Below are 22887 nucleotides of genomic sequence, written 5' to 3'. Positions count from 1 at the left end.
GTATTTCATTATGATGCGTTCTGAGCTCAAAAAAGCCCGACGACTGGTAGTAAAAATTGGCAGCTCCCTGATCACGAACAACGGTCTCGGGCTTGACCGTGCTGCGATCGAGGGCTGGGCAGATCAGTTGGTCGTCCTGCAACGGCGCGGTTACAAGCTCGTACTGGTGTCCTCCGGGGCCGTGGCTGAGGGCGTGGCAAGGCTGGGCTTGAAGAGCAGGCCGCGGGAGGTCGCGCTGCAGCAGGCGGCCGCGGCGGTCGGGCAGATGGGTGTCATACAGGCCTACGAAACCTGCTTTTCCCGCCACGGCGTGCATGCGGCGCAAATACTCCTGAGCCATGAAGATCTTTCCAACCGCACCCGCTACCTGAATGCGCGCAGCACGCTTATAACCCTGCTGGAGATGGCTGTGGTGCCCGTGGTCAACGAAAACGACAGCGTGGCTACTGCGGAGCTGTGCTTTGGCGATAACGACACCCTGGCAGCGCTGGTTGCCAATCTCATCAATGCCGATGCCATGATACTGCTCACCGACCAGCAGGGCCTGTACAGTGCCGACCCCCGGCTGAATCCCGATGCGCACCTGATCCGGGAAGCCGCGGCGGAGGACCGCAGCCTGCAGAAAATGGCCGGCGCCGGCAGCAGCCTGGGCCGCGGCGGCATGCTGACCAAGCTCACAGCCGCCCGTCTCGCCGCGCGGTCCGGAACCAGGACGGTGATCGCCAATGGCCGGGAGGACGAAGTGCTGATGCGGATTCTGCAGGGGGACGACCTTGGGACCCTGTTGATTCCCGAGCAGGAATCCGTGGCAGCCCGCAAACAGTGGCTGGCCGGGCAGCTGAAGGTGCGTGGTACCCTGGTGCTGGATGCCGGTGCCGTGGAAGTCCTGCGAAATTCCGGGCGCAGTCTGCTGGCGGTAGGCATTACCGGCTGCGAAGGAAAATTTAAACGAGGCGACGTAGTTGCCTGCGTGGACAATCAGAAAAATGAGGTTGCCAGGGGTTTAACGAATTACAGCAGTGAAGAGGTGCTTCTGCTGCAGGGTCAGCCAAGCAGCAGGATTGAAGCACTGCTGGGGTATTCCGGTGAGCCAGCGATCATACATCGCGATAACATGGCGCTGACCGACTGATTGCCGGCCAAAAAAAACCGGCGTGTTGCCGGTTTTTTCAGCGAGTGATCAGGCCTTGAGGGCTTTGATCTTCGCATTGAGACGACTCTTGTGTCTGGCAGCCTTGTTCTTCTTGATGATGCCTTTATCGGCCATGCGATCGATCACCGGTACCGCGTTGTTGTAAGCGGTAGTTGCCTGTTCGTAGTCCCCTGATTGAATGGCAGCAATAATTTTCTTGATGCTGGTTCGAACCATGGATCGGAAACTTGCATTGTGCCGGCGTCGAGTTTCTGCCTGACGCGCACGTTTGCGTGCTTGCGGAGAGTTAGCCAAGAGTTACTCCTCTGTGTTGTCGATAAGCGATTTTAATCGGTGTCTTAACTGGGAAACGGAGCAGTCGAGACTTGCTGCAAGGCCCAATTTTCGAGCGCGACACTATGCCGTTTTCGCCTGATGATGTCAATAGGCGGGCAGTGGCGGGGGCAACGCCGGAGGCTGGCGCTATTATGCGCTTTACTAGATTGCAGGATGGACGATAGAGGTAAGGGGTTTGCCTGGATGATCAGCGTATTGCGTTGCTTCCTAAGGAGCCTCTGATTAATTGCCACAACGCTCTGCGGCAGTCTGGCGGGAGCTGCTGCCAGGCGTCGTGGGCAGGGAAGGGGCACACTCCCTTGCCAAGCGCCGACAACGCCGCCCGGCAGGCCCGTCCTGAGGGCCAGAGCATTGTGGTAATTAAATCAGAAGCTCCCTGAGGGTTTCCCTTCGTAACAACTAGGCCCCGGGGCGAACAAGCCAATTCATGACTGATAAACGATCAGCGGTTCCACACACAGCAATAGCCGGCAAGGGCAACTCAGGGCTGCTGAGAGCCAGTGGCGTGACTGGCATGATGACCCTGGTGTCGCGGGTACTTGGCCTGATCCGTGACGTGGTGATTGCCAGGGTGTTCGGAGTCGGTGACGGAACCGACGCCTTTTTCCTGGCGAACCGGATTCCCAACTTTCTACGCCGGTTGTTTGCCGAAGGGGCCTTCAATCAGGCGTTTGTGCCTGTGCTTTCGGAATACCGCACGCAGCGCAGTCATCAGGACGTTCAGCAGCTCATCAATTCCGTGGCCGGGACGCTGGGTTTGATTCTGCTGCTTGTCACGGTGCTGGTGGTGGTCGCGGCACCCTACATCTCGGTGCCCATTGCCTACGGGTTTCTGGATCAACCGGATAAGTTCCAGCTTTTTGTACAGATGCTGCGACTTACCTTTCCGTATCTGCTGCTGATCTCTCTCACGGCGTTTTGTGGTGCGATTCTCAACAGCTACGACCGCTTTGCGGTACCGGCCCTGACGCCGGCCTTGCTGAATGTCTCGTTGATCGCCTGTGCGCTGCTGTTGGCGCCTTACATGACCCGGCCGGAACTGGCTCTGGCCTGGGGGGTGTTGATTGCGGGCGTGGTTCAGCTGTTTTTTCAATTGCCGTTTCTGGCCCGGATTCAGCTGTTTCCAGTCCCTGTACTGAACCGCAGGCACCCGGGCGTCAGGCAGATCGGGAAGTTGATGATCCCGGCGCTTTTTGGTGTCTCGGTCAGTCAGATTAATCTGCTGCTGGACGCTTTTATCGCTTCACTGTTGATGTCCAATGCGGTGTCCTGGCTTTATTATTCTGATCGACTGGTCGAATTACCGTTGGGCGTTTTCGGTATCGCGATCGCCACGGTGGTTCTGCCCAGTCTGTCGCGCAAAAATGCGGAAAATTCCCTGGCTGATTTCGCGGGCACGCTGGACTGGGCCATGCGGCTTATCTGCCTGATCGCTATCCCGGCGGCCCTGGCTCTGGGCGTGATCGCGGAGCCCATCCTGATCACCCTGTTTCAGAACGAACAGTTCTCCGTCACCGATGTGGAGCGGGTTGCCATGAGCCTGCGGGCCTACGCACTGGGTCTGATTGCCTACATGGGCGTGAAAATATTTGCGCCAGGCTATTTTGCCAGGCAGGATACCAGTACGCCGGTTCGAATCGGTATCATCGCCATGGCGGCAAATATGGCAATGAACATGGTGCTGGTATTCGGCTTTGACCTCCAGCATGTTGGGCTGGCACTGGCAACCAGCCTGGCCGCCTTTCTCAATGCCGGCCTGCTGTTTGCCGGCCTGTGGCGTGACAAACTGATAGTCCGTCAGCCAGGCTGGCTGTTGTTCCTGGTGCGACTGGGCCTTGCCAATACAACGATGGTGCTGTTTTTGAGCTGGTTCGCGGGAGATTGGACAGTCTGGCTGGAGTTGGGGATCTGGTCACGGGTGCTGCAACTGATGCTCACCTGCGTCGGTGGCCTGGTAATTTACGCCGGCAGCCTCTATATAACAGGGATGCGCCCACTGGACCTGCACAGGTAGCAAAAGCAAAACTTATGAAACGCCTGATTGTCACAATGCTGTTTATGATTCTTGCTGTACCGGCCGCCGCAGAATCGGTTCGGGAATGTGTGGTGCTGCTGCACGGCCTGGGGCGAACGGCCGGTTCCATGGATGAACTGGAGCGAAAACTGCAGGAAGCGGGCTATACAGTCACCAATATCAGCTACCCCTCCCGGAATTACCCGGTGGAGGAGCTGTCCTGGCTGGCGGTGGGGGAGGGGTTGCAGCGCTGCTCGTCGGGGGGTACGACGACTGTTCATTTCGTTACCCATTCGCTGGGCAGTATTCTGGTCAGGTATTATTTTGCCAACAGGGCTGACCCGCGGCTGGGTCGGGTAGTCATGCTGGGGCCACCCAATCAGGGCAGCGAACTGGTGGATGCCCTGGGGGAGTTCCCCGGTTTCGGATTGCTTAACGGGCCCTCCGGAGATCAGCTGGGCACCGGTGATGGCAGCGTTCCGGAATCCCTCGGTGCCGTGAATTTTGAGCTTGGAGTGATTGCCGGCAATCAGAGTCTGAATCCATTGTACACGGCCCTGATCCCCGGCCCCGACGACGGCAAGGTGTCTGTCGAGAGCACGCGGGTAGAGGGAATGACGGATCATATCATTCTGCCAGTCACCCATACCTGGATGATGTTCAATGATGAGGTCATCGACCAGGTTCTGTATTTTCTCGCTTACGGGCGCTTCTTACACCAGGGAGCCACTGATTAATTACCATAACATTGTGGTAATTAATCAGTGGCTCCTTCGATCCATGCGCGATCGGGTGGCCAGGTGCCGGTCAGGCTCTGGAAATGAACTTGCCGGTCAGAGTATTCACCCGGATTACCTCGCCGGGTGCAAGATACTCGGGCACCTGAACTTCCAGGCCGGTGGACAGCAATGCTGTCTTGGTCCGGTTGGTGGCGGAGGAGCCGCTCACGGCTGGCGGCGTCTCTTCGATTGTCAGTGATACCGATTGGGGGAGCTCGATGCTGAGGAGGTTCCCGTCCATGATCAGGGCGATGATGTCGTCCTGTTGCTCGGCGAGAAACTCCAGCTGGCCTTCCAGCTGGTCGGCGTTCAGGCTGTACTGGGTGAAGTCTTCCGTGTCCATGAAAAAGTAGGCATCACCGTCTTTGTAGGAGTACTGCACCTTGACCCGGATACAGTCCGATTCCTTGAGGTGGTCGTCCCCCTTGAAAGACTCGTCCAGTTTCTGGCCGGTTTGCAAGTTATTAAAGCGGACTTTATAGAGCGTGGCGGCGCCCCGTGACGATGGGCTTTTACTTTCCAGTTGCTTGACGATATGCGGAACGCCGTCGATGTCGATTACCATTCCTCTTTTCAGTTCACTTGCCTTTGGCATTTCAACCCCCATTAGTTTTCAAGCTGGAGCCAATTTACTGGATCGGCAATAGTGAGTAAACCACTGATGAGAATCCAGTCGCTGCTGTCATGCCAGCGATTCAGAGTGGACAACAACAGTGGTACGGGAACCCGACTTTGCCATTCCGGCGCGGCGGCAGGATAATACACGAATCTTATTCAGACTGGATGTACCATGAGCGAGCGAAACAATGAAATCGACAATCTGCATATCATTGGTTATGAGGAATTGCCGACCCCCGGACAACTGAAAGACGAGCTGCCCCTGGAAGGGGAAGCTTTGGAGACCGTTTTGCAGGGTCACCGGAGTCTGAAGGCGATCCTGGACAGGCAGGATCCCCGGGTTGCTGTGGTGGTGGGGCCCTGCTCGATCCACAATACCAGTGAAGCGATTGACTACGCCGAGCGACTTAAACCGCTGGCTGACGAATTGTCCGATTCTCTTTTAATACTCATGCGGGTGTATTTTGAAAAACCCAGGACCTCCATCGGTTGGGAGGGATTGATTTACGATCCCCATCTGGACGGGTCATACCGGATTGATCATGGATTGAGAACCGGCCGGGAACTGATGTTGAAAATCGCCAGGATCGGATTACCCATAGCGGTGGAGGCTCTGGATCTGATTTCACCGCAGTATCTTCAAGATCTGGTAACCTGGACAGCGATAGGTGCCCGTACTACAGAATCTCCCACACACCGCAAACTCGCCAGTGGGATTTCTTCCGCTGTTGGATTTAAAAACAATGTCGAAGGGAATCTTTCCGTGGCGGTCAATGCCATTCGATCAGCTTCCGCCAGCCACAGTTTTATCAGCATTACCGAACAGGGCAAAGTGGCGGTCTTTCGTACTTCGGGTAATCCCCACTGTCACGTCATCCTGAGAGGGGGCAATTCTCCCAACTATGATCGGGCCAGTGTGGCCAACTGTGAGGCGGAGCTGCAGAAAGCCGGTATTACAAAGAACATCATGATCGATTGCAGCCACGGTAATTCGAGTAAGGATTTTCAGAAGCAGGTGATGGTGCTGAATGATATCGCCGAGCAGATTAAAGCCGGTAATCGTTCCATTATCGGCGTCATGCTGGAGAGTAATCTGCTGGAAGGTAATCAGCCGATACCTGACGACCTCGATGAAATCCGCTACGGAGTATCCATCACCGATGCCTGTGTCGGCTGGGATGCGACCGAGGTGATGCTGCGCAGTTTCGCTGCGGCTGTTAAGTCCGTTCTGCCGCAGCGTGCCAGTGATTAGACACCCGTCACGTTAGTGGCTGTGAGGGTGGTACTGTTTGTTTCTGCCGGTTGATGTAGATCAAGTGGTATCAGCAGCGAGTGTCCCATACTAGCCCGCATCTTTTTTGGTTTTTAGTGGTATCAGTGCCAGTCAGAAGGCTGATCCCAGCCGGGAGGCGTGTTTTGGATATCTTTGAAAAGTTGCTCCTCGCGATTGACCTTACTCCCGACTCCGATCAACTGCTGAGGCGCGTACTGAAGCTGTGCAGCGGTCGTATGGACCGGGTTCATGTGGTTCATGTGCTGCGGACTGATGTGCTGTTTTCCGACGACCGTGTGGACCCAAGAGATCCGGATCAAAGGCGATTGCTGGACCAGGCGACGGTCAAGCTGGATGACATTCTGATGCGCAATGGTTTCCGCGTTCCCTCCCAACAGATCAATATCCGCCGTGGCGAACCGGCTACCGAAATCAAGCGACTCGCCCATGACCTGGAAGCCGACCTCGTGATTGTCGGCAGCCATACCAAGAACAGCGGCTGGATGAGCCTGCCCGGTGCAACGACCAACTGTGTGTTGCAGGGCATTGATACCGACGTGATGGCGGTCAGGCTCTAAGCGCGCCGGCGCCGGGTCTGGCTGTTACCACTAACTGTTCGCTAGTCAGAGTCAACAGCCCCCAGCACTGACACCAGGCTTTCGACCAGGTAGTCAATATTGCTCTCGTTTATACCCGCCACGTTGACCCGGCTGGAGTTGACCAGGTAAATGCTGTAGTTCTCTATCAGCTGCTGCACCTGCGCAACGCCGATGCCAAGGAAAGAAAACATTCCCTTTTCGTTCTGAATAAAATCAAAGTTGCGGCTGGCGCCGGCGGCTGCCAGTCGAGTGGCCAGTGTGGACCGCAAGCCGTTGATGCGATCCCGCATTTCTGTCAGCTCCCGGTCCCAGCTGATTGTCAGATCCGGGTCTTCCAGGATTATGCGGACTATGGCGGCACCGTGGTCCGGGGGCATTGAGTAGATACCTCGGGCTATCGAAGCCAGCTGGCTCGAAACGGCACTCAGCTGAGCGGGAGACTGGCAGATAACAGTGAGCGCACCGACCCGTTCGCGGTAAAGGCCGAAATTTTTCGAGCAGGAGCTGACCACGATCAGTTCCGGCAATGACTCTGCCAGCAGGCGCACGCCGTAAACGTCTTCGTCGAGGCCATCGCCGAGGCCCTGATAGGCCAGGTCTACAAAGACAGTGAAGCCTTTCTCCAGTGCCAGATCACGGACTGCCTGCCACTGCTCCGGGGTCAGATCAGCACCGCAGGGATTGTGGCAACAACCGTGCAGCAGGACCAGATCGTTACTGCCTGCCGTGGCCAGGGCTTCCAGCATCTCCTCGAACCGGATGACATGGTTTTCGTAGTCGTAGTAGGGGTAGGTCTCTATCCGCAATCCAGCGGTACCCAGCAGTGGCACGTGATTGGGCCAGGTGGGGTCACTTACCCAGATACGGGCCTGGGGGTTGGCCTTCATGATGAATTCAGCAGCCACCCGCAGCCCGCCGCAACCACCAGGGACCTGAACAGTGCAGCGCCGGCCCTGTAACAGTTCGCCAAGGGAATCGCCCAGCACCAGCCGGGCTATGTGTTCGTTGTAGGCGCCATCCCCGGCTGGTCCCACGTAAGATTTGGTCTCCTGAGTCGCCAGCAGGCGTGTTTCGGCTTCTTTGACCGCTGCCATTACCGGGGTTTTCCCTCTGGGATCCTTGTAGACGCCAATCCCCAGATCGATTTTATCGGGGTTGCGATCGGCGCGGTAGGCCGCCATTAATCCCAGAATCGGATCGGCGCTAAGACTTTCCAGTGATTCAAACATGGTGCTGGCTTCCTCAGGATTTCCGTTGGCAGGCTTTCAGGGTGTTTTGTAATAACGAAGCGCGGGTCATGGGGCCGACACCGCCGGGTACCGGTGTGATGAAACTGCATCTGGCGCTTACAGCGTCAAAATCAACATCGCCCACCAGACGGAAGCCGCTGCTGCGGCTGTCGTCTGCCACTCGCGTGATACCAACGTCGATAACGACGGCACCTGGTTTAACCATGTCGGCAGTCACGTAGTTGGGCCTGCCTATGGCGGCTACCAGGATGTCGGCATTCCGGCAATGCCCGGCAATATCCTGACTGCGGCTGTGCAGCAGGGTCACCGTGCAGTTGCCGGGGCGGGTGTTGCGTGAAAGCAGAATTGCCATGGGCGTGCCGACGATGTTACTGCGCCCCAGCACTACACAGTGCTTGCCCTCAGTCTCGATTTCATAGCGGGCCAGCAGTTCCATGATGCCGTTTGGTGTGGCCGAGATATAGGTCGGCAGCCCCAGGCACAGATTGCCGACATTGGCGGGGCAGAAGCCGTCCACATCCTTGGCCGGATCGATGGCCAGGATGACCTTGTGATCGTCGATGTGCTTCGGGACCGGAAGTTGCACGATGAAACCATCGATATTGTCGTCCTGGTTGAGCTCCTCGATTCGATTCAACAGTTCGTCTTCACTGATTGAGTCGGGCAGGCGGATAACTGTCGAATCGAAGCCCACTTCTTCGCAATCCTTGACCTTGTTGGCTACGTAAGTTTCGCTGGCACCGTCGTTACCAACCAGTACCGCAGCCAGGTGCGGAGCCTTGCCGCCCTGTTGCCTGATGGTTTTCACCTGCTCGGCGATTTCCCGGCGAATCTGTTCGGAGGTCTGTTTGCCATCTAGTATCTGCATGTTGCGAAGCTGCCTTTGCTGAGGAATGGAACCGCTGACGGGCTGATTTCAGGGCGGCTATGATAATCGAGCTACCCTGAGCGCTCAAGAAACGCGGCAACCTGATCAGGTTGATGATCCAAAGCCCCGTTGATGCTGCTGACAGCGCTGGTTCTGATCGGTGAGGTGAGTGAGCGCGGCTACCAGCTCCCTGAGTTCGGCATGCTGGCCCAGGGTTCTTTCGGGGGCAGGGGGGCGCCCGCCTGCAGCAATTCGATAGAGATATTGTCTGGTGAGCGCACGAAAGCCATGCGGCCGTCCCTTGGAGGACGGTTTATGGTAATACCACCGGCCTGCAGTTTTTCACAGGTGGCGTAGATATCGTCCACCTGGTAGGCCAGGTGACCAAAATTGCGCCCTGCGCCATATTCTTCCGGATCCCAGTTGTAGGTTAGTTCGACCTGGGCAGCCTCGTCCCCCTCTGCGGCCAGAAAGACCAGGGTAAAACGGCCCTGTTCATGATCGACCCGGCGGATTTCCTTGAGCCCCAGCTTATTGCAGTAAAAGTCCAGCGACTGGTCGAGATCGGTGACCCGCACCATGGTGTGGAGGTATTTCATAGTTGTCCCCGCGCGAAAAAATCAATGGATCAAAACAGTACCACAGAGCGAATGCTTTCCCCGGCATGCATCAGGTCGAAGGCCCGGTTGATGTCCTCCAGGGGCATGGTATGGGTGATCAGGGGGTCGATCTGGATTTTACCCTGCATGTACCAGTCAACGATCTTCGGTACATCGGTTCTGCCTCTGGCTCCCCCGAAGGCAGAACCGCGCCAGACACGGCCCGTTACCAGTTGGAAGGGGCGGGTAGCTATCTCCTGACCGGCACCGGCCACGCCGATGATGACAGACTCCCCCCAGCCCTTGTGGCAGCATTCCAGAGCCTGACGCATGGTGTGGACATTACCGATACACTCGAAGCTGTAGTCAACGCCCCCGTTGGTCATGTCGATTATTGCTGCCGTAACGTCATCCACGTCGTGGGGATTAACGAAATCTGTCATGCCGAACTGGCGCGCCAGCGCTGCCTTGGCGGGGTTGGTATCAATGCCGATAATCCGGTCCGCACCGACCATTCTCGCCCCTTGCACCACGTTCAGGCCGATCCCGCCCAGGCCGAATACAGCCACTGTACTGCCAGGTTCGACCTTGGCGTCAAAGGCAACGGCACCGACGCCCGTGGTTACGCCGCAACCGATATAGCAGACCTTGTCGTAAGGTATGTCACTGCGGATTTTCGCCAGGGCTATTTCCGGCAGCACCGTGTAATTGGAAAATGTCGAGCACCCCATGTAATGGAGAATCGGTTTGCCGTCGAGGGAGAAGCGGCTGCTGCCATCGGGCATCAGGCCCTGCCCCTGGGTGGCGCGGATCGACTGGCACAGATTGGTTTTGGGGTGCAGGCAGAAGTCACACTCCCGACACTCCGGGGTATAGAGCGGTATGACGGTGTCGCCGACGCTGACAGACTTGACGTCGGGGCCGATTTCCACCACAACGCCGGCACCTTCGTGGCCAAGTATGGCCGGAAACGCACCTTCCGGGTCGTCTCCGGACAACGTGAAGGCATCCGTGTGGCAGACGCCGGTGGCCTTGATTTCCACCAGCACCTCACCGGCTTTGGGGCCCTGTACATCGACCTCGACGATTTCAAGGGGTTTTCCGGCCTCAAAGGCGACAGCGGCTCGTGATTTCATAGAAAGCTTACCTGTTGGTTGCTGGTGGATTTTATCCGCAGGCGTTCGATTGTAATGATCGTCCCCTGCCCAGGCAACCGGCAGGCAGTTTCACCGGTATGACTCACTGGCCCACAGTGGTAAACTGCGCGGCTTTATTATAGATGGTCCTGCCCGGGCATGGGTGCGGATTGAACGAAAGCAGGTCACAAGTGCCGAAGACCGATCCTAGAAGGTTTGTCCTGACCGTATCCTGTCCGGAAGCGAATGGCATCGTGCGGGCAGTGAGCGATTTCCTTTTTCAGCGCGGAGCGACGATCACCGATGCAGCACAACATCGGGATCCCGAGGTGAATCAGTTTTTCATGCGGGTGGCGTTCGAAGAGGTGGAATCCCGCCTGCCCGGCAGCGAAGACCTGGATCGCGATTTCGGCGTCATTGGCAGGCAGTTCCACATGCAATGGTCGTTTTTCGACCTGTCGGTAAAGCCCCGGCTGTTGCTGGCAGTGTCCCGGCATACCCATTGCCTTAACGATATACTGCATCGCTGGGGCAGCGGTGCCTTACCCGCTCAGGTGGTTGGTGTTATTTCCAATCATCGCGAGATGGAGAAGATGACAGAATGGTATGGTCTGCCTTATCACTACCTTCCCGTCGACGGCCGGAACAAGCAGCAACAGGAACAGGAAATGCTGCGAATAATCGAGCAGGAACGCGTGGATCTGTTCGGGCTGGCCCGCTACATGCAGATCCTGTCTGCCGAAATGTGCGGTGCGCTTGAAGGTAGAATTATAAATATTCACCATTCATTTCTACCCGGATTTAAAGGGGCCAACCCCTATCGCCAGGCCTATATGAGGGGGGTTAAGGTTATCGGTGCAACCGCCCATTATGTCACTACCGATCTCGATGAAGGACCGATAATTGAACAGGTGGTAGAAAAAGTGGATCACAACTGTGACGTTAACGATCTGGTGCAGATAGGGCGTGATGCGGAGTGCGTGGCTTTTGCCCGGGCTGTCAGATGGCACTGCGAACATCGCATCATTTTAAACGGCAATCGGACGGTTGTTTTCCGCTAGGAGATTTCTTGTGAGAAGCATGGTTTTTATCCTGCTGGCTACGCTTTGCTTTAGCCTGCCTCTGCCTGCGCAAACGGCGGATTCTGCGGAGCCAGGCGCGATCTGGATAGATCTGCGGTCGCCCCGGGAATACCAGCGCGGGCACGTCGAAGGTGCTGTTAATATCCCGCGAGGTGAGATCGCCCACCGGATCAGTGAACTGGTCACAGATCTGTATGCGCCAGTGCATCTGTACGACAGCAGTGCAGGCTTCGCTGGACTGGCGCTGGAAATCCTGATGGAGATGGGGTTTCAGTACGTTGTCAATGAAGGTTCCTATGATTCGATTGTCGCGCGGCAGAAAGATTCCTTATGAGTACTGAAAGCAGGGTTTGCACACAATGGCCGCCTCAACAGGCTGATGACATGAGGCGCACTGGCTGGTGAATACACAGATGCTGCTGGCGATTGCCGTCATTACCCTGGGGTCATACATTCAGAGCTCGATAGGGTTCGGCCTGGCCATCATCGCCGCGCCAGTGTTGTTTTTTATCGACCCTGCTTATGTCCCGGCCCCGATTACGGTAAGTGCTTTTACATTGTCTGTTGCCAATGCCTGGGGGCATCGGAAGTCAATTTCATTGCGCGGGCTCAAATATGCCGTTATAGGCCGGGTACCGGGTTCGGTCGCTGGCGCGTTGCTGATACTCTGGATTAATCAGGATCTCCTGGGGCTCTGGCTGGGGGTTTCGGTTCTGCTGGCGGTCGCTGTCAGTCTGAAAACCGTGTCCCTGACACCAACCCCCGGACACCTGATGACCGCGGGATTTCTGTCGGGTTTCATGGGCACCAGCTCCTCAATCGGAGGGCCACCCATGGCACTGGTGCTTCAGCATCAGGAAGCCCAGTACATCCGGGCTAATCTGTCAGCGTTTTTCGTCGTCAGTTGTATCATGTCCCTGGCGATGCTGGCGCCGATTGGCTACTTCGGTGGGCGTGAAATAATGCTGGCGTTGCCGCTGTTACCGGGCACATTGCTGGGCTACTGGCTGGCAAGGCACACCTGGCACCTGATATCGCCGCGGCTCCTGCGGCTTTCCTCTCTGGCGCTTTGCTCAGTAAGCGGCATTATTGCCGTCGTTTCCTTCTGGCTATGACACAACGGCGGATTGTCGCAAAGGTCGGGAAACGGGCTTTGGAGCACAGAGTCTGGCAGCGCCCGGCGACGTTTATCCGGCTTGCCCGACTGGTTCGGGTCGAACCCGTAAGAACCCGGAAAACCCGAAGGCCTATGAGTTCTTTTCAGTGGCTCCTACCATGCCGGGCTTTTTGACGGTAGAATTCCTGGCCGCCCGCCGGCTTTTGCAGTCTTCGGACTCGGCCCGGGTCAGCACCGAACAAACTGATAAATCACGCCGTGAGCAGATGTGAATAAAAAAAATTTAGAGCCAGAGCCAACGGACCGTTGGCCAACCGAAATCAGCATGGCAGCCTTCCGGGAAGCCTGGCAACTTGAAGGAACGCCTGTCTGGGAGACGGTTTTTGAAATGCACAAGGAAAAGATGCAGATCAAAAACGTCAATGTGGCAACTGCCAACCTGGAAAATATTTTTGACGCGACTTTTCGACTGAGCGCCCAGAAGGGTTTTCAGGCCATGAGCCTGCGGGATTTGAGTCGGGAGACGCGGATCAGTATGGGCGGCCTGTACGCCTATATCCACAGCAAGGACGAACTGGCGTCAGTCATCGAATCGGTCCTGCGGCATTATATTCTCCAGGTTCTTGGCAGCCTCGCCAGTCAGAATCTTGACCCGATGACGCAGTTGAAAGCGATTATTTTCGGGGAAACCTACATGAATGAAATCATGAAATCCTGGTTTTATTTTTCCTACATGGAGGTCAAGGGGCTGCCTCGCAGTCAGCAGGAAACTGCCATGGATCTTGAGCTGCTGGCCCAGTCGATTCTGCTGGATAATTTCAAGGCGGGTATAGAGCAACAGGTTTTTCGCTGCGAGGATCCTGACATGCTGGCGGTTCACACAGTGGGTTTATTACAACAATGGTATCTCAAGCGCTGGAAGTTTAAGCGGATGAAGATTGATGCCGACCAATTCGCTGCGTCGGTGTTTACATTTGTTTTAAAAGCGCTGGATTGCGAAGAGCGGTCAGGGGCAGGGAGCTGCTGAGTAATCAGGCGTTCTCTGGTTTGAGGCCGCCTTTGTCGGCGTAAAAAGCCTGTATTTCCTGCATATCTTTTTCCAGATCGCCCGTTGGGATGAAAAAATCCGCCAGTCCCGCCTGTTTCTTTGGGGCATCCACATAACCCAGCAGGATGGGCACGCCGGCGTTTCTGGCAATATGGTAAAAGCCGGTCTTCCAGCGTTCCACTTTGCTGCGGGTGCCTTCGGGGGGAATCAGCACTACAAGTTCCGTCTGTCGGGCGTACTCTTCGGTCATCTGCTGTACTACGTTGTTGGCCTTGCTGCGATCGATGGGGATACCACCCAGCCACCGCATCAGCCAGCCGAACGGAAAGCGGAACAGTGAGTTCTTGCCCATCCAGAACACCTTCAGGCGCAGCTTCAGGACCACCAGCAGCATCAGTGGAAAATCCCAGTTGCTGGTATGGGGTGCGCCAATCAGCACCAGTTTTGGGTCGGGGATTTCCTTGCCGATAGCGGTCCAGCCGGTCAGTTTCAGAATTGCGATGGCCAGGGCCCGCAGCAGCGGAGTAAGCAGGGGAGTGGAAAAAATGGTAGTACGCATTTACAAGGTATAGCTCTCTGTAGCCGGCCATCGTCTCTTGATGCACTTCCGGCCCGGGACGGCTGACTATAGAGCCATTGGAGCAGGGTATCAAGCGGCGGGGCAGGATGGGCTGACAGGGCTCCTACTCATCACCAAACAGGCGCTTGAGTTCCTGCAGAGCCCGCTCAGCTTCAGTTTTCGGATTGCTGTTCAGGTCATTTTCCAATTGCCCGGATGATTCGCCGAACAACTCCGCAAGCCTGGCCCGGGCCTCGCGAGCCTGGGCATCATCCCTGGGCTGGTAGGCGCCCGGTCGCGGCTTGAAATAGTCACAGAAATTGGCCTTTTCCTTGTCCAGCACGAACTCGGCGCGATCTTCCCGGCAGCCGTCAGCCAGGTTCGGATCGTATTCGCGACACAAACGGCAGACATGCTGATCCGCCTTGCAGACGCTGCACTCCTCGTAGCGCGAGTAGGGAAAGCGCATTTCCTGTAGCGCAGAACCACACTTCCAGCATTGTAGCTTCACGGTGTTACGTCCAGTTCCTGAAATACTCGGAAACATCGGGGTCGGCCAGGCGTTTGCTGGCCCCGGCTTTCTGCCCCAGATAAAGAAATCCGATCACGTGCTCGTTATCACTCAGCCCAAGCCCGTTTCTCACTACCGGATCATAGGCCATGGACCCGGTCCGCCAGAAGGCGCCGACGTCCTGTGCGAATGCAGCCAGCAGCATGTTCTGAGTTGCGGCGGCGGCTGAAAGATCCTGTTCGATCTCCGGTACTTTGGGACTTTTCTGATGGCACGAGATTGTGACAATAATCAATGGGGCCCGCAGTGGCTTTTGCCGGGTTCTTTCCAGCGACGCTGCATCCAGGGATGGGTCCTTGTGTTCTGCCGCTTCGGCAAACAGGTCTCCCAGTTTCTGGCGCGCCTTCCCACGGATCAGCAGAAAGCGCCAGGGACGCATGACCCCGTGGTCCGCCGCACGGAAAGCCGCCCGGCAAATATTCTCCAGACACTCGCCGTCCGGGGCGGGGTCGGTTAATTTGGGAACGGAGGTTCTGGTATGCAGCGCTTCAAGAGCATCCATGGGTTAATTCCGGTTTAGAGGGTGTTGAGCTATGAGTGCCTGATTGACAAGCGCACTATCGGCTGCAGTGTGCCCAAAGAATAAAACAAACAGTGCCATAAATGAACCGGGGAATGTTATTTCAGAGTGACAGAACCCTTATAGGCAGCGTGGTTCTGCTCGAGGTTGAATGCTCAGGGGACCAGTCGATATCGAGGCCGGAAGAAATACTGATCAGGTTGAGCGGGGCTGCTCCAGTTGCGCTGACTGGCCCATTTCAGCCCCCAGGGCTCGTTTGAATGCCCGTAGCGAGATTGCAGCCATCAGCAAATTGCCCGTCAGTGCACCGGCGAAGAAGCCCGGTATACCGAAGAGCTGCGATCCCAGCCACGCCAGGGGGACGTAAAAAACAAAGAATCTTGCCAGCGACAGATAAAGCGCCTCGAGCGGGCGGTGCAGGGCATTCAGCGCTGAGTTGGTCAGAATGATAATGCCCTGAAAACCATAGCCCAGAGGCAATACCCAGATATAAAGTTTGATCACCGAGAGTACAGCAGGATCCTGTGAAAAGATCAGGGCGATGAGCCCGGCGAATACGGCCAGTACCAGATACACGCCCAGTTGCCAGGCCACGATGAAACGGGTTGCCAGGCGGTAGGCTTCTTCGACGCGGTCCAGTCGATGGGCGCCGAAATTCTGGCTGATCAGTGGTGGCAGGGTGGAAGACATGGCCAGCACCACTAACGTGGCCAAAGGTTCGATGCGCGAGCCCACGCCAAACGCCGCCACGGCCTGCTCACCAAATCCGGCTGCAATTGCCGTCATGACCCCTGCCGCCAGCGGAGTCATCATGTTGGCGCCTGCCGCTGGCAGACCGATGCGGAGCATTTCACGACTGGACGCCAGCAACACCTTGCGGGAAGGAATCATGCGACTGATCAATTCCAGTCGATGTATCAATACGTAACTCAGGTAGGCGAATCCGACTAACCAGGAAATCAGGGTTGCCAGCGCGGCACCGCGAATGCCCAGGGCCGGGACAGGTCCCAGGCCAAATATTAGAATCGGGTCCATGATCGCATTGATCAATCCGCTTGCTGCCATCAGCAGGCTGGGTGTCTTGGTATCCCCACAGGCGCGCAGGATACTGTTGCTGTTCAAGATGGCGACCAGCAGAATGCTGCCTGGCAGCCAGATCAGCATATATTCTCTGATCAGCAGCAGGATTTCCTCACTGGCGCCAATGGCGCGGAATATGCCGTCGTGGAACAGCCAGCAAATCAATACCGTGACCGTGCCGCAGAAGATCGCCAGATAGTTGGTTACCGTGGATGCTTCCTTGGCTTTGTCAAAATCCGCACGCCCCATGTATTTGGCCACCACAGCGGAAGTGCCGATACCGAGGCCGATCGCCAGGCTCATGATCATGAAAGTGACGGGGAAGGTAAAGCTGATGGCGGTCAGTGGGTCAGTGCCCAGAAAGCTGATAAACAGCGTGTCAACCAGGCTGAAGGTGAACAGCATGGCCATGCCAATAATCATTGGCGCTGTCATGCGCCGCAGGGTCTCGGGTATGGGGGCTTCCACCAGACTCAGGCTGTGTCGCTTGGTTCCTTCTTGCATCCGCTCCGCTGCCAGTTCTTTCTTCTTTGTTATTAATGCTTGCTCAGACCGTTACCCTGCCAGGCTGAGTCGTAAGCCCCCATCGGGGCCAGGGCTCTGAAGCGGGGGTTGCCGCCTGCCCTATAGTAAAGCGACGCGGCTGCCGCCGTCACCTCGCTTGGGCTACAACTGACCGGATTTGAGATGGGCAGTGCAGGTTGCCTAGCGGGGTTGCCTGGCTAATTGCAGCAATTGTTTGAAGTACTTGGGGTTCCCGAACACCAGTTGATCGCCTGCGAGTTTGGGGTTGCCCTCGATATCACTGACGAGCCCGCCGGCCTCGCGCAGCAGCAGGGCAACGCTGGCCAGTTGATCGGCAGGGGGCTTGGGGATTATCCCGCCGTCCAGCCGACCCGCCGAGGCCATGGCCAGATCCAGTATCCCATTGCCGGTAGTTCGGATCCTGACCTGCTGCTCCAGGGCCTGCTGGAGGGGGCGGGTCTGGGTTCCCGGCTCCTGGCCTGGCGCAAATTCCATGGCACAGGTGCTGTCTTCCAGGTTGATTCGACTGCTGACCCGGATGCGGCGTCCATTCAGGCTGGCACCACTGCCCCGGATGGCAGTAAATTCTTCATTCAGCAGTGGGTCGATAAATACCGAGATCTGCAGCTGGCCGTCCACCTGGCAGGAAAGCCCAAGCAGGAATCCCTGGGTGCCGCGCAAAAAATTGGCGGTCCCGATCAACGGGTGCAGGAACCAGACATTGCTCGTAGTGCCCGACTCGGGTAATTGCGTTGCCGAGGAGTGATAGCCATATTGCGGATAGATTTTCTGCAAATGGTAAAGCAGGGTCTTCTCAACGTCCTGATGTGCCGTAGTGATTAATTCGCTGCCCCGGGTCTCCAGAATTCTGACGCGATCGGGACGATCAAAATGTCCGGTGAGGACCGAGGCCCCGTCGCGGGCGGCGCGCAGAGCGATGTTTAACAGAGCATGCATAGTGGAGTCCTGAGAGTCCCGGAAATGGCGTTGTCCTCTCGGGGACGCACCTGGAAAGCGCGCCATCATAGCAGAATAGCCTGCGGCCGAGAATGACCAGTAAGCGGCCGGTGCTGTTATACTTCTGCCCGGCCAGGTGCAGTACCGGCGCCGGGGCACAAACCAGGGGAAAAATAGTACCATCACTGGCAGGACTGACAGCTTTGAAGGGTGGAAAGGATTTGAAGGCAGCGAACGAGTTACTCAATGTGGAACAGATCCGGATAGTACTGGTCAACACATCTCATCCGGGCAATATAGGCGCGGCGGCCAGGGCGATGAAAAACATGGGACTGTTCCATCTGGCACTGGTAAACCCGGAGGACTTTCCAAGTGGCGTTGCCGTGGGCCGGGCCGCCTCAGCCCTGGACATCCTCGAAAATGCCAGCGTGCACGGATCACTGCAGGAGGCTATCGCCGATTGTGGTCTGGTAATCGGGACCAGTGCCAGGTCCCGCAAGATTCCCTGGCCGGTACTGCTGCCTGAGGAATGCGCCGAAAAAGTAGTGCGTGACAGTGCCGGGAACAAGGTGGCCCTGGTGTTTGGTCGCGAAGACAGCGGGCTGACCAACGAAGAATTGCAGTTATGTCACTTTCATGTACAGATACCGACATCCGAACAGTACAGCTCGCTAAATCTGGCGGCGGCCGTGCTGGTGATCTGTTACGAGATTCGTCGCCATGCCCTGCGTCTGCAGGGTGAAGAACCGGTCAATGAAGATGAATACTGGGATCTCGAGTGGGCCACAGGGGAGCAGGTGGAACAATTTTATCAGCACCTGGAAGAAGTGCTCGTCAGACTCGATTTTCACGATCCTGACAACCCGCGGCAGCTGATGCAGCGGTTGCGGCGCCTGTTCAGCCGTATCCGGCTGGACACCATGGAAATGAACATTCTGCGCGGCATTCTAACCCACATGGAGTATCACCTGGATAATCCACAGCCGACCGGTAGACGTTCCACACGGCTGCGGGGGAACTCCAATGAACAGGCGATTCAGGTCAAGCAGGACAAGCGCCGGCAACGCAAGGATTTCGATGAGGTGGCGCGCAACAAGCGTAGTGTCGATACTATGGTCGAGATCCTCAAGCAGGCGAGGGAAAATGGCAGTGAGGAAAACGGCGAGTAGTAAGGAAACGGATATCAGGGAACCTCGGCGGAGTTACTGCAACCCGCAGTAAGTAACCCGGCAGAGGTTTCACGGACGAGGCTGCCCCTTCAGCGTCGGGAGGGGCGCCTATGGGCGCGGGTGGCGCCAGTTTTCTGACCACGGCGCAATTTATTAACGTGCCTGGTCTTCTCTTTTTCAGGCGGGACCAGGCAGCGCGGACCGTTGCCGATTAGATCTGCGCGCCCCATGTCCCGCAGCGCCTTGCGTAACAACGGCCAGTTTTTCTCATCGTGGTAGCGCAGGAAGGCCTTCTGCAGGCGCCGCTGTTGAATGTCCTTGCAGACAAACACCGATTCACTCTTGTAGCGCACCTTTTTAAGCGGATTCTTGCCTGAATAGTACATGGCTGTAGCCAGGGCCATGGGCGACGGATAAAACGTCTGCACCTGGTCGGGCCTGAAGTCATGTTCCTTCAGCCAAAGGCTGAGGTTAAGCATGTCTTCATCTTCACAGCCAGGGTGGGCGGCGATGAAATAGGGGATCAGATACTGCTTCTTGCCGGCCTTGCGGGAGAATTTGTCAAACAGTTTCTTGAATTCGTCGTAGGCGCTGATTGACGGCTTCATCATTTTTGACAGGGTATTGGCTTCGCTGTGCTCGGGCGCAATTTTCAGGTACCCACCGACATGATGAGTAACCAGTTCTTCCACGTATTCGGGGTCGCGCAGTGCCAGGTCGTAGCGCAGGCCCGATGCGATGGCTACGGTTTTGACGCCGGGAATCTGCCGCGCCTTGCGGTATAGCTGTGTGGTCGGGCTGTGATCCGTGTTCAGATGTTTGCAGATGGTTGGATAGACACAGGACAGCCGTCGGCAGTTTTTCTGGATGTCGGGCGATTTGCAATTCAGCCGGTACATATTGGCGGTGGGGCCGCCAAGATCTGAAATTGTGCCGGTGAAGCCCGGCACCTGATCACGGATTTTCTCGATTTCCTTCAGAATGGATTCTTCAGAACGGGACTGAATTATCCTCCCCTCGTGTTCAGTTATGGAACAGAACGTACAACCGCCAAAACAGCCACGCATGATGTTCACGGATGTCTTGATCATTTCGAACGCAGGGATCCGGGCATCCCCGTAGAACGGGTGAGGGCGGCGTTGGTAGGGCAGGTCGAAGACTCCATCCAGTTCTTCTGTCTCCAGAGGAATAGGCGGTGGGTTTATCCAGACGTCCTGGGTCTGATGTTTCTGGACCAGAGGTTTTGCGTTATGCGGATTGGATTCCTGATGCAGGACCCGGGAAGCATGGGCATACAGGGCCGGGTCATTCTTGACCTTGTTGTAGGATGGCAGGCGGATGTAACTGTTGTCCGGAGTCAGTTCGTGCTGCCGTTGCAGTGGCATCGGGATGATTTTTATCGGGGCGTCCTGGTCGACTGAAGGCACCTCCTGGCTGTTGGGTTTGGGGCTATGATCAAAATCGTAGGGATTGGGGATCTCGTCGATCCTGGACGGCCAGTCGATACGGGTGGAATCTATCTCGGTCCACTGGTCGGGGATTTCCTCCCGCAGGAAAGCGGTTCCCCGTATATCGATCATCTGCGCCGGCTTTTCACCCCGGGCGATTCGATGGGCAATTTCGGCGATGGCTCTTTCGCCATTTCCGTAGACCAGCAGATCCGCATTCGAGTCGAGCAGGATCGAGCGGCGTACTTCATCGCTCCAGTAATCATACTGTGCGATGCGCCGCAGGCTTGCCTCGATGCCACCGATAATGATCGGGCAGTCATAGTAGGCCTCACGGCAGCGCTGACTGTAGACAATTACCGAGCGGTCCGGCCGTTTGCCGGCCTCGCCGTTGGGAGTGTAGGCGTCTTCACTGCGAAAACGCATGTCGGCGGTGTAGCGATTGATGAGGGAGTCCATGTTGCCGGCAGTTACCCCGAAAAACAGGTTGGGTTCGCCGAGCTGCTTGAACGGTTCAGCGCTATCCCAGGCGGGCTGGGAAATTATGCCGACCCGAAAACCCTGCGCTTCCAGAAAGCGCCCGACCACGGCCATGCCGAAGCTGGGATGGTCCACGTAGGCGTCTGCGGTAACCAGGATGATGTCGCAGCTGTCCCATCCCAGTGCTTCCATTTCCTGTCGGGACATGGGGAGAAATTCTGCGGTGCCGAAGCACTCGGCCCAATATCTGGGGTAGCCGAATAACGATGGCGTGTTGGGGATATTCTTGCTCATTACAGGTTCACAAATTGTTCGAGGGGCAGGATGTCGCCGTTGATATTCAGCTCGCCATTGGCAAGGCTGACGAAGGCTTTGACGCGACCTGCGTCCACTTCCAGCATCGCCTGGTAGTCAATCACGGTCTGGGCGAACGGGCTGTTCATCAGGGCCGCCTGATCGCCATCGAAGGTAAGCGTGATCGCGACTGCGTTGAGGGCTGCGCCCGGATCAAAGGCCTCGATACTGGCAAGATCTGGCAGTCCCGGCCAGTTGATGTCAAGAGTCAGGCTATGGGTGCCGTCAAAGGCACCCAGTTGAAGCGTATTGTCGAGTTGAAAAGCCTCCCGGGCCAGGCCCAGGATAAACCCCTGACTGAGATAGTTGAGCGATGCACCGGACTGAGCCGGATCGTCCGTTGGTGCCTGACTGGCCTCCTGCGCCAGTTGCAGGTAGGACTCCAGTAACTGGCGGCTTAACTGGCTGACCTGCAGCTGCCAGTCAAAGGATGTAATCGGCATATCCCAGTCGATCGACCCGACGCTGAAATTCTGCGAAAAATCCATTGTCGTCGTCTTGCCCGGGCTATCGCTCAGCCGGTAATCAGCCCGCAGTGAATGTAATGTAAGAGGCAGGGGTGCGCTGCTGCTCAGCTGTGAAATAAAGATGGTGCTCTCACCCAGGGACACCGGACGGCTGACGTCAGATCTTGACCCGCTGGCCAGCAGATTCTGCATCGCCAGGTCAAACTGACCGTTTGTGGCGGTCAGCGTGGTCGTGGTGAATTCAGCTTCAGCTGCGCTGGAAAGGTCGGGCAGTATCAAAGAGGTACCCCGAATGTCGGCCACGGAGAAACGAAATTCCGGACTGCTGGCCACAAGCTGATCAACGTTTATTCCCAGCTCCAGGGTGCTGTCGAATCCGGCGTACAGGTACAGCAGTGATTCAAGGGTTTCTACAGCGGCGTCCGGAGCAAGATTTTCCATTGCCAGGCCGTTGACGCTGGGGGCAATGTAGGCGTACGCGGTGCCGAGTCTCAACCCCTGTGGTGTGAAGAGCAGGGGGCCATGACGAATATCCAGGTCGAGTAGCACGGTAACCGGTTCACCGGCCAGTTCGTCCAGTTCATCGAGACGGACTTCAATGCGGGCCTGGCTGCTGAACCAGCCGCGTTCGAATTGCGTTTGCTCAATGTCCAGTGCCGCCCTTGTTTCAGCAGACATCCGCTCCAGCAGCGAATCCACGGTGGCCGACTGTATGCCGCCACCCACAAAGTTAGGGATGACAAGCAGTGCGACCGTCAGGATCGCTATAATTATCAACAGCTTTCTTTTCATCAGATTCCGAGGTTGTTAACAGCACGGGAGGGAAAGCCGGGATTTTAACACTAAGGCGGTTTATTTTCCCCAGAACTGGCCCGGCAGCCTGTC

Annotated in this window: 23 protein-coding genes; 10 read left to right on the top strand and 13 right to left on the bottom strand. The window is 56.6% G+C overall.

What is annotated here, in order from left to right; genetic code table 11:
• Positions 1-10: 10 nt before the first annotated feature.
• On the top strand, positions 11-1132 hold the full coding sequence (gene proB, locus R3F50_18510) for a glutamate 5-kinase (protein MEZ5492280.1): 1122 nt from the start codon (positions 11-13) through the stop codon (positions 1130-1132).
• Positions 1133-1180: 48 nt separating this feature from the next.
• Here proB and rpsT read toward each other — a convergent pair whose 3' ends face one another.
• Entirely contained in the window at positions 1181-1447 is a 267-nt protein-coding gene (gene rpsT, locus R3F50_18505) for a 30S ribosomal protein S20 (protein ID MEZ5492279.1), read from the bottom strand.
• 469 nt (positions 1448-1916) lie between these two features.
• On the opposite strand from rpsT, the gene murJ reads away from it, so the two are divergent.
• Together murJ and R3F50_18495 are read left to right on the top strand one after the other, a co-directional pair.
• A complete protein-coding gene (murJ, locus tag R3F50_18500; protein ID MEZ5492278.1) occupies positions 1917-3503 on the top strand; it encodes a murein biosynthesis integral membrane protein MurJ in 1587 nt (528 codons plus the stop codon).
• 14 nt (positions 3504-3517) lie between these two features.
• Positions 3518-4240, top strand: a complete 723-nt coding sequence (locus R3F50_18495; GenBank protein ID MEZ5492277.1) for an alpha/beta hydrolase — start codon at positions 3518-3520, stop codon at positions 4238-4240.
• Between the two features lie 70 nt (positions 4241-4310).
• Here the strand turns inward: R3F50_18495 and yeiP are convergent, their stop codons facing one another.
• Positions 4311-4877, bottom strand: coding sequence for an elongation factor P-like protein YeiP (yeiP, locus tag R3F50_18490; protein MEZ5492276.1), 567 nt, complete (start codon positions 4875-4877; stop codon positions 4311-4313).
• 195 nt (positions 4878-5072) lie between these two features.
• On the opposite strand from yeiP, the gene R3F50_18485 reads away from it, so the two are divergent.
• Positions 5073-6152 carry a 3-deoxy-7-phosphoheptulonate synthase gene (locus R3F50_18485; protein MEZ5492275.1) on the top strand — a complete coding sequence of 360 codons (1080 nt, stop codon included), beginning with the start codon at positions 5073-5075 and terminating at the stop codon, positions 6150-6152.
• A 164-nt stretch (positions 6153-6316) separates the two neighbouring features.
• Positions 6317-6751 carry a universal stress protein gene (locus tag R3F50_18480; protein MEZ5492274.1) on the top strand — a complete coding sequence of 145 codons (435 nt, stop codon included), beginning with the start codon at positions 6317-6319 and terminating at the stop codon, positions 6749-6751.
• Positions 6752-6792: 41 nt separating this feature from the next.
• Here R3F50_18480 and R3F50_18475 read toward each other — a convergent pair whose 3' ends face one another.
• The 4 genes from R3F50_18475 to R3F50_18460 form a co-directional block, all read right to left on the bottom strand.
• Positions 6793-8001, bottom strand: a complete 1209-nt coding sequence (locus R3F50_18475; protein ID MEZ5492273.1) for an amino acid aminotransferase — start codon at positions 7999-8001, stop codon at positions 6793-6795.
• Positions 8002-8014: 13 nt separating this feature from the next.
• Positions 8015-8890, bottom strand: a complete 876-nt coding sequence (gene folD / locus R3F50_18470) for a bifunctional methylenetetrahydrofolate dehydrogenase/methenyltetrahydrofolate cyclohydrolase FolD (protein ID MEZ5492272.1) — start codon at positions 8888-8890, stop codon at positions 8015-8017.
• A 179-nt stretch (positions 8891-9069) separates the two neighbouring features.
• Positions 9070-9489 carry a VOC family protein gene (locus R3F50_18465; GenBank protein MEZ5492271.1) on the bottom strand — a complete coding sequence of 140 codons (420 nt, stop codon included), beginning with the start codon at positions 9487-9489 and terminating at the stop codon, positions 9070-9072.
• A 29-nt stretch (positions 9490-9518) separates the two neighbouring features.
• Positions 9519-10625: an S-(hydroxymethyl)glutathione dehydrogenase/class III alcohol dehydrogenase gene (locus R3F50_18460; GenBank protein ID MEZ5492270.1), complete on the bottom strand. Its 1107-nt coding sequence runs from the start codon at positions 10623-10625 to the stop codon at positions 9519-9521.
• A 191-nt stretch (positions 10626-10816) separates the two neighbouring features.
• Between R3F50_18460 and purU the strand changes: the two genes are divergently transcribed.
• From purU to R3F50_18440, 4 genes are all read left to right on the top strand, one after another.
• On the top strand, positions 10817-11686 hold the full coding sequence (gene purU, locus R3F50_18455) for a formyltetrahydrofolate deformylase (GenBank protein ID MEZ5492269.1): 870 nt from the start codon (positions 10817-10819) through the stop codon (positions 11684-11686).
• Positions 11687-11705: 19 nt separating this feature from the next.
• Positions 11706-12041, top strand: coding sequence for a rhodanese-like domain-containing protein (locus R3F50_18450; GenBank protein MEZ5492268.1), 336 nt, complete (start codon positions 11706-11708; stop codon positions 12039-12041).
• Between the two features lie 79 nt (positions 12042-12120).
• Entirely contained in the window at positions 12121-12822 is a 702-nt protein-coding gene (locus R3F50_18445; protein MEZ5492267.1) for a sulfite exporter TauE/SafE family protein, read from the top strand.
• A 327-nt stretch (positions 12823-13149) separates the two neighbouring features.
• Positions 13150-13851: a TetR/AcrR family transcriptional regulator gene (locus R3F50_18440; GenBank protein MEZ5492266.1), complete on the top strand. Its 702-nt coding sequence runs from the start codon at positions 13150-13152 to the stop codon at positions 13849-13851.
• Positions 13852-13855: 4 nt separating this feature from the next.
• Here R3F50_18440 and R3F50_18435 read toward each other — a convergent pair whose 3' ends face one another.
• The 5 genes from R3F50_18435 to R3F50_18415 form a co-directional block, all read right to left on the bottom strand.
• Positions 13856-14431 (bottom strand): lysophospholipid acyltransferase family protein, encoded by a 576-nt coding sequence (locus tag R3F50_18435; GenBank protein ID MEZ5492265.1) that lies wholly within the window; start codon positions 14429-14431, stop codon positions 13856-13858.
• Positions 14432-14555: 124 nt separating this feature from the next.
• Entirely contained in the window at positions 14556-14942 is a 387-nt protein-coding gene (locus R3F50_18430) for a hypothetical protein (GenBank protein MEZ5492264.1), read from the bottom strand.
• Between the two features lie 4 nt (positions 14943-14946).
• Positions 14947-15504 carry a nitroreductase gene (locus R3F50_18425; GenBank protein ID MEZ5492263.1) on the bottom strand — a complete coding sequence of 186 codons (558 nt, stop codon included), beginning with the start codon at positions 15502-15504 and terminating at the stop codon, positions 14947-14949.
• A 213-nt stretch (positions 15505-15717) separates the two neighbouring features.
• The gene (locus R3F50_18420; GenBank protein ID MEZ5492262.1) at positions 15718-17106 is read right to left on the bottom strand and encodes an MATE family efflux transporter; all 1389 of its coding nucleotides are present in this window, start codon (positions 17104-17106) and stop codon (positions 15718-15720) included.
• Between the two features lie 201 nt (positions 17107-17307).
• Complete coding sequence (locus R3F50_18415) at positions 17308-18084, bottom strand: inositol monophosphatase family protein (protein MEZ5492261.1); 777 nt, start codon at positions 18082-18084, stop codon at positions 17308-17310.
• 203 nt (positions 18085-18287) lie between these two features.
• Between R3F50_18415 and R3F50_18410 the strand changes: the two genes are divergently transcribed.
• The gene (locus R3F50_18410; GenBank protein MEZ5492260.1) at positions 18288-19253 is read left to right on the top strand and encodes an RNA methyltransferase; all 966 of its coding nucleotides are present in this window, start codon (positions 18288-18290) and stop codon (positions 19251-19253) included.
• Between the two features lie 89 nt (positions 19254-19342).
• Here the strand turns inward: R3F50_18410 and R3F50_18405 are convergent, their stop codons facing one another.
• Positions 19343-21475 (bottom strand): YgiQ family radical SAM protein, encoded by a 2133-nt coding sequence (locus R3F50_18405; GenBank protein ID MEZ5492259.1) that lies wholly within the window; start codon positions 21473-21475, stop codon positions 19343-19345.
• Entirely contained in the window at positions 21475-22794 is a 1320-nt protein-coding gene (locus R3F50_18400; GenBank protein ID MEZ5492258.1) for a DUF945 family protein, read from the bottom strand. The genes R3F50_18405 and R3F50_18400 overlap by 1 nt, the downstream gene beginning before the upstream one ends.
• Between the last annotated feature and the right edge of the window lie 93 nt (positions 22795-22887).

Source organism: Gammaproteobacteria bacterium, from assembly GCA_041395725.1.
Lineage (GTDB): Bacteria > Pseudomonadota > Gammaproteobacteria > Pseudomonadales > Pseudohongiellaceae > NORP240.
The sequence above is the reverse complement of the archived record's forward strand: the minus strand, read 5'-3'. Positions and strand labels throughout refer to the sequence as shown.

What these genes read in the sequence shown, in the direction of transcription:
- R3F50_18465 (MEZ5492271.1), bottom strand. Translation starts at nt 9,489, where the DNA reads ATGAAATACCTCCACACCATGGTGCGGGTCACCGATCTCGACCAGTCG.
- R3F50_18420 (MEZ5492262.1), bottom strand. Translation starts at nt 17,106, where the DNA reads ATGCAAGAAGGAACCAAGCGACACAGCCTGAGTCTGGTGGAAGCCCCC.
- R3F50_18485 (MEZ5492275.1), top strand. Translation starts at nt 5,073, where the DNA reads ATGAGCGAGCGAAACAATGAAATCGACAATCTGCATATCATTGGTTAT.
- folD (MEZ5492272.1), bottom strand. Translation starts at nt 8,890, where the DNA reads ATGCAGATACTAGATGGCAAACAGACCTCCGAACAGATTCGCCGGGAA.
- yeiP (MEZ5492276.1), bottom strand. Translation starts at nt 4,877, where the DNA reads ATGCCAAAGGCAAGTGAACTGAAAAGAGGAATGGTAATCGACATCGAC.
- R3F50_18400 (MEZ5492258.1), bottom strand. Translation starts at nt 22,794, where the DNA reads ATGAAAAGAAAGCTGTTGATAATTATAGCGATCCTGACGGTCGCACTG.
- R3F50_18425 (MEZ5492263.1), bottom strand. Translation starts at nt 15,504, where the DNA reads ATGGATGCTCTTGAAGCGCTGCATACCAGAACCTCCGTTCCCAAATTA.
- R3F50_18450 (MEZ5492268.1), top strand. Translation starts at nt 11,706, where the DNA reads ATGGTTTTTATCCTGCTGGCTACGCTTTGCTTTAGCCTGCCTCTGCCT.
- R3F50_18405 (MEZ5492259.1), bottom strand. Translation starts at nt 21,475, where the DNA reads ATGAGCAAGAATATCCCCAACACGCCATCGTTATTCGGCTACCCCAGA.
- murJ (MEZ5492278.1), top strand. Translation starts at nt 1,917, where the DNA reads ATGACTGATAAACGATCAGCGGTTCCACACACAGCAATAGCCGGCAAG.
- R3F50_18415 (MEZ5492261.1), bottom strand. Translation starts at nt 18,084, where the DNA reads ATGCATGCTCTGTTAAACATCGCTCTGCGCGCCGCCCGCGACGGGGCC.
- R3F50_18445 (MEZ5492267.1), top strand. Translation starts at nt 12,121, where the DNA reads ATGCTGCTGGCGATTGCCGTCATTACCCTGGGGTCATACATTCAGAGC.
- R3F50_18435 (MEZ5492265.1), bottom strand. Translation starts at nt 14,431, where the DNA reads ATGCGTACTACCATTTTTTCCACTCCCCTGCTTACTCCGCTGCTGCGG.
- R3F50_18440 (MEZ5492266.1), top strand. Translation starts at nt 13,150, where the DNA reads ATGGCAGCCTTCCGGGAAGCCTGGCAACTTGAAGGAACGCCTGTCTGG.
- proB (MEZ5492280.1), top strand. Translation starts at nt 11, where the DNA reads ATGATGCGTTCTGAGCTCAAAAAAGCCCGACGACTGGTAGTAAAAATT.
- R3F50_18460 (MEZ5492270.1), bottom strand. Translation starts at nt 10,625, where the DNA reads ATGAAATCACGAGCCGCTGTCGCCTTTGAGGCCGGAAAACCCCTTGAA.
- R3F50_18495 (MEZ5492277.1), top strand. Translation starts at nt 3,518, where the DNA reads ATGAAACGCCTGATTGTCACAATGCTGTTTATGATTCTTGCTGTACCG.
- R3F50_18475 (MEZ5492273.1), bottom strand. Translation starts at nt 8,001, where the DNA reads ATGTTTGAATCACTGGAAAGTCTTAGCGCCGATCCGATTCTGGGATTA.